Origin of the sequence: Salinivibrio sp. MA427, from assembly GCF_001996115.1 — a bacterium.
In the GTDB taxonomy this organism is placed as follows: Bacteria; Pseudomonadota; Gammaproteobacteria; order Enterobacterales; family Vibrionaceae; genus Salinivibrio; species Salinivibrio costicola.
The window spans coordinates 1-4,704 of record NZ_MUFH01000211.1 but is presented as its reverse complement, the minus strand read 5'-3'; the positions used below and the strand labels follow the sequence as shown (position 1 = coordinate 4,704).

Annotated in this window: 5 protein-coding genes; 4 read left to right on the top strand and 1 reads right to left on the bottom strand. The window is 49.3% G+C overall.

Annotated features, from left to right (window positions below):
* On the bottom strand, nt 1-442 hold a 442-nt coding region (locus BZG79_RS11885; RefSeq protein WP_199877778.1), incomplete at its 3' end, for a TonB-dependent receptor plug domain-containing protein.
* A 209-nt stretch (nt 443-651) separates the two neighbouring features.
* Between BZG79_RS11885 and BZG79_RS11880 the strand changes: the two genes are divergently transcribed.
* The 4 genes from BZG79_RS11880 (at nt 652) to BZG79_RS11865 (ending at nt 4,633) form a co-directional block, all read left to right on the top strand.
* The gene (locus tag BZG79_RS11880) at nt 652-1,500 is read left to right on the top strand and encodes an ABC transporter substrate-binding protein (protein ID WP_077461141.1); all 849 of its coding nucleotides are present in this window, start codon (nt 652-654) and stop codon (nt 1,498-1,500) included.
* Between the two features lie 2 nt (nt 1,501-1,502).
* The gene (locus BZG79_RS11875; RefSeq protein ID WP_077461140.1) at nt 1,503-2,537 is read left to right on the top strand and encodes an iron ABC transporter permease; all 1,035 of its coding nucleotides are present in this window, start codon (nt 1,503-1,505) and stop codon (nt 2,535-2,537) included.
* Nucleotides 2,537-3,313 carry a heme ABC transporter ATP-binding protein gene (locus BZG79_RS11870; protein ID WP_158011794.1) on the top strand — a complete coding sequence of 259 codons (777 nt, stop codon included), beginning with the start codon at nt 2,537-2,539 and terminating at the stop codon, nt 3,311-3,313. Before BZG79_RS11875 ends, BZG79_RS11870 begins: the two co-directional genes overlap by 1 nt.
* A gap of 315 nt (nt 3,314-3,628) precedes the next feature.
* Nucleotides 3,629-4,633 carry a substrate-binding domain-containing protein gene (locus BZG79_RS11865; RefSeq protein ID WP_077461138.1) on the top strand — a complete coding sequence of 335 codons (1,005 nt, stop codon included), beginning with the start codon at nt 3,629-3,631 and terminating at the stop codon, nt 4,631-4,633.
* Nucleotides 4,634-4,704: the final 71 nt, after the last annotated feature.

Below are 4,704 nucleotides of genomic sequence, written 5' to 3'. Positions count from 1 at the left end.
CCTCTACCGAGCGGAGTAACTCAGGATCAATAAATAGACTGGAGCGGTGACCAACAGAAAAATTCTGACGTGCGCCATCAACAAGCTGCACCACGCGGCCGTTTTCGCTGCTTAATCCACGAATAGTCACAGACTGAGCGGCATCGCGCCCGCCACCAAGCACAGAGACATTGGGTAGGTGCCGAATTAAATCCGTGACGTTACTTCCTTGTCTTTTCTCTATTTCTTCCTGTGACACCGTGCTGACGGCAACAGCGCGATTCGCTTTTTGCGCGTCCATACGACTGGCATACACAGACACCGTTTCTGTTTGGTTGCCATTTTGTTGCCCGCCATCGGCGGCCATGACGGGTGAAGTGAGGCTTAATGTGCCAAGCGCAAGTCCGATAGCGAGGTTTAGGTGGCTCGGACGTGGTATCAAAATATCCTTTTTCAATGTCATTTCAGTGCTCTCTGGTTCAACTACAAATGAGAATCATCATTATTTTTGCAAGATTGTATTGATCGAGAACAGCAATGTAAACGATAATTGATCTTAATTAGTCATGTAACTAATAATTACAAATGTGCAGTGAACGATAAATCACTGTCAATGACACCGCATTCCCTTTGACCAATAAGCCACTGATAAAGCGAAAATAAGGATTTAACATGGCCACCGCCGCAGTAAGAGTGATAGCTCTGTTCAGTACCCTCATATCTCTATCGATTCATGCCTCGCCACGCATCGTCAGTGCGGGCGCCAGTGTGACTGACTTGCTCGTTGAGCTTGGCGCGCAATCACAAATTGTTGGTATTGATGCCACCAGCCAATTACAAGAGAAAGACATGCCGAGCGTGGGCTATCATCGCCAGCTCGCGGCGGAAGGTGTACTTTCGCTATCCCCCGATCTTTTAATTGGTTCAGAAGAAATGGGCCCAGCACCGGTGTTATCAACACTCCGTGATGCCGGGGTCAAGGTGGTGACGTTATCGAGTACCCCGACGGTCGCTGCCCTCAAGCAACGTATTCATACCTTGGCGGAGTTAACGGCGACACAAGCGAATGCCGAACCATTGATCAACGCCATGGATGACCAATTAGCCAAGCTAGAAACCCGAGCGTCAGCATCAAACACATCCACGCTCAACGGTCTTTTTCTCTTGGTTCACCAGGGACGACCTGCCAGTGTCGCCGGCGCTGATACCACTCCAAATACCTTGATTGAATTGCTCGGTGCCACGAACCCTGCGGCTGAATCCGTCACCAGCTATAAGCCACTTTCACCCGAGGCGCTGCTTGGCTTTAATCCTGACTTTATTTTGGTCATGCAACGCTCACTCGATCAGCTTGGTGGTATGCAAGGGCTGGCAAACGCCGTCCCGTTGCTATCAAGCACACGAGCGTATAAAAACAATCGCATCATCGCTGTGGATGGCCGTGTATTAGTGGGTGGATTAAGTCTGAATACTCTTGATGAGGCCCTGCGCATTCAAACCCATTTAACCGGAAACCAATAGTAATGCACGCTTACTTTCGTGAAACGCATCAGCGGCTCTTCCCTGTGTTGATCACTGTTTTGTTCATCGTCACTGTGATGTCGATAGCCGTGGGACAGTGGCAACTTGGGTGGCTCGTCAGTTTACAAAGCTTGAGCCCTTGGCAAAGTGATGTCGCACCGCATATCTTGACCATCGTGCAACAGGTCCGCTTACCACGCACCTTATTGTGTTTGTTCGTTGGCGCACTTCTGGCAGTATCTGGCGCATTAATGCAAGGGCTATTTCGCAATCCGCTTGCGGATCCGGGGATCATTGGAGTCTCTGGAGGGGCGTCTTTAGGCGGCGCGTTGGGATTGTTGCTGTTATCCTGGGGCAGCCTTAACGTCGGTTTTACCCTCTCGGTGCCGCTGTTTGCCTTTTTGGGTGCGCTGGTCGCCACCTTGTTTGTTTATCGTATTGGCACAACATCGATGGGAACATCGGTTACTGTGATGTTGTTAGCCGGTATTGCCATCAGTGCCTTGTCGGGTGCGGCGCTCGGGTTAATCAATTACGTTGCTGATAACCAAACATTGCGTGATATCGCCTTGTGGTCAATGGGGTCGCTCACTGGCGCATCGTGGGGACTCATCGCGTTAACGGGCGTTGCAGCCGTTACCCTCACGCTTTTTGCCTATCGCTGCGCTCCGCATATCAACGCCTTATTACTTGGCGAGAACGAAGCTGCGTATCTTGGCATCAATGTTCATCGCCTAAAGCGCTTATTGATCATTGCGACAGCCGCTGGAATGGGGGTGTCGGTCAGCGCCGCAGGATTAATTGGCTTTATCGGCTTGGTTGTTCCGCATATTGGCCGCCTATTGGCTGGGCCAGATCATCGCACCCTGATCCCTTTATCGGCGATATTGGGCGCCCTTTTATTGACGCTTGCTGATATTATCGCACGAATCATTGTTGCGCCGGCAGAGCTGCCAGTGGGGATCATCACCGCACTTATGGGGGCACCCTTCTTTTTATGGCTTTTGATCCAACAACGACAAGCAGTGGTGCATTAATGTCTGATATTGCCCTCAATGTTCGTGATTTAAGTTACTCGCTTAACGGACGCCAACTACTTAATCGCATCAATGTTTCCTTTGCTGCAGGCCAATTACATGTGTTGCTCGGGCCAAATGGCGCGGGGAAAAGCACCTTACTCAAACAAGTGATGAGTGACAGTCATCCATCAGGCCAGGTTGATTTTTGGGCCATGCCTAAAGCCGCATGGCATGGTGAGCGCTTTGCTAAACAGGTCGCCTTTCTTCCCCAAAGTAGTGGCTTAACCTTTGCGTTTACGGTCAAAGAAGTGGTTCAAATGGGGGCGACACCGTTACAAGCGAATCAGGCGCAAATTGCCGCCCTCGCCGATGAGCAGTTACAGCAGTGGGATATCACCCACCTTGCTAACCGGCCTTATCCTATATTGTCAGGCGGTGAAAAACAGCGAGTCCATATGGCACGCATTGCTTTGCAGTTAATCCAAACCGATCCAACGCGGGCCATCATGCTACTTGATGAGCCTACATCGGCGCTCGATATTACCCATCAGCATTACACGCTACAACGCTGTCGATCGCTTGCCGATCAAGGGATGACAGTGGTCTTGGTGCTGCATGACCTCAATCTTGCCAGTCGCTACGCGGATCGCCTGTATTTTCTCAAACAAGGAGAGATGGTATTAACGGGTACCCCATGGCAATGTTTTGAGAGTGAACAGGTCGCAAAGATTTATCAGTATCCGCTTAAGGTCATTGAGCACCCAGAGCATGCCTGCCCATTGATCGTGACCTAGTGCCTGAGTTATTGCTATCAAGGTGGGATCTTGCCAGCGTCGCCATGAGACTTTTGCATTGATAACCGCCTAGCTGGGTCACAAAACCGTCTGTTGATGATCGTTCGCTCATCAGACCAATTGCGACTAGGCGGCAACCTAAGTAAACTGAGACCGCAACCGATTAGCTATGAGAATGGATGAAATCGGATTCGTTACCTTCGCAACCGTCTGATGGGCCGGGATTGTGAAAGACAGCGCCGCTGCGTATCAGCGGCGTTTTTCTGTAAGGTCGCGAGTAACGATCCCAAGGCTTCACAATATAGAAGAATTAAGATGGCAACGATTAAAGATGTCGCGCGTCTCGCGGGTGTTTCAACCACCACGGTCTCACACGTTATCAATAAGACCCGCTTTGTCGCCGAAAAGACAACAGAAAAGGTTTGGCAAGCCGTTGAAGACCTGAACTATGCACCGAGTGCTGTGGCTCGTAGTTTAAAATGTAATACGACACGTACGCTCGGAATGCTGGTCACTAAATCGACCAACCCATTTTTTGCCGAGCTCGTGCACGGTGTAGAAGACTATTGCTACGAGCAAGGCTACACGCTGGTTTTGTGTAATACCGAAGGCAACCTTGAAAAACAGCGCGACTATTTACGTATGCTGTCAGAAAAGCGTGTCGACGGTTTAATTGTGGTGTGCTCGGATCTCAATGAAGATCTCATGCTACTGCTAGAGAAAAAGCGTGACCTGCCCATGGTCGTCATGGATTGGGGCAGTCACCACATTGATACCGATCGGATTGAAGATAACGCAGAACTAGGCGGCTATCTGGCAACCAAACATTTTATTGACAACGGACATACCCAAATTGGTTGTATCTCTGGGCAAATGGATAAGAACACCTGTAAGCAACGGCTTGCAGGCTTTTATCGGGCCCTGAAAGAAGCTGATATCCCCGTAAATCAAGACTGGATTATTGAAGCGGACTTTGAAGCGAATCAAGCAAAAGTCGCCGCTCAGCAGTTTATTGCCATGGAAAACCGTCCTACGGGAGTCTTTTGTTTTAATGATATCATGGCGTTAGCGGCGATAAGCACCTTCAACCAGGCGGGTATTCAGGTGCCAGATGATATCTCTGTCATTGGTTATGACAATATTGATCTGACTGAATATTACTCACCACCGTTGACGACTGTCCATCAACCTAAACGACAACTGGGCAAGACTGCGGTTAAACTTTTACTCAGCCGGATCAATGATAACGATACGCAGCAGCAAGTGTTTGAAATGGATTTATCATTAATCAGTCGAGACTCTGTAAAAAACCTAACCTAATGGTTTATCGAGTTTTTTATGTAAAGCCACGCCCCTATGAAGGTCGTGGCTTTTTTGATTTCCTATTGATA

Bases quoted from the DNA above. Each gene is read 5' to 3' on its own strand.
- BZG79_RS11880 (WP_077461141.1), top strand. From the start codon at position 652: ATGGCCACCGCCGCAGTAAGAGTGATAGCTCTGTTCAGTACCCTCATA.
- BZG79_RS11875 (WP_077461140.1), top strand. From the start codon at position 1,503: ATGCACGCTTACTTTCGTGAAACGCATCAGCGGCTCTTCCCTGTGTTG.
- BZG79_RS11870 (WP_158011794.1), top strand. From the start codon at position 2,537: ATGTCTGATATTGCCCTCAATGTTCGTGATTTAAGTTACTCGCTTAAC.
- BZG79_RS11865 (WP_077461138.1), top strand. From the start codon at position 3,629: ATGGCAACGATTAAAGATGTCGCGCGTCTCGCGGGTGTTTCAACCACC.